Source organism: Streptomyces sp. bgisy130 (genome assembly GCF_057708345.1).
Window position 1 is genome coordinate 1 of record NZ_JBYISA010000122.1, and the last position, 527, is coordinate 527.

General features: G+C 72.3%; 1 protein-coding gene. It reads left to right on the top strand.

Annotated features, from left to right (window positions below; translation table 11 throughout):
• The coding region (locus AC3EUV_RS38410; protein WP_435604903.1) for a glycosyltransferase at positions 1–527 on the top strand (527 nt) is incomplete at both ends.

The following is a 527-nucleotide window of genomic DNA, read 5'->3' on the forward strand; positions in this document are numbered from 1 at the left end:
GAGCAGAGTGGCATCCAGGGTGGGGGCCGGGCGGCCGCGTTGGCCGGGGCGGTGGAGGCGCGGGTGCTGCGTCAGGCGGCGGTTGTCGGGGTGGTGCACGAGTCGTTCGTGGAGCGGGTCACGGCGATGGGTGTGCCGCGGGCACGGGTGCATGTGGTGCCGAACTGGACCCATGTGAAGGGCCCGAGCGGTGACCGGGACCGTACCCGGGCGCGATTGGGCTGGTCCGACGGGGAGAGCGTGGTGCTGCACGCGGGCAACATGGGCCTGAAGCAGGGGCTGGAGGTGCTGGTCGAGGCGGCGCGGCTGGCCGGTCAGGAAGCCGCGCCGGTGCGGTTCGTGCTCATGGGGGACGGGAACCAGCGCGCGTATCTGGAACGGCTCGCCGCGGATGTCCCCGCGCTGTCCTTCCTGCCGCCCGCCGATGCCGAGGACTTCCCCGAGGTGCTGGCCGCCGCCGATGTGCTCGCGGTGACCCAGAGGGCCTCGGTGTTGGACATGAGCCTGCCGTCCAAGCTGACCTCGTA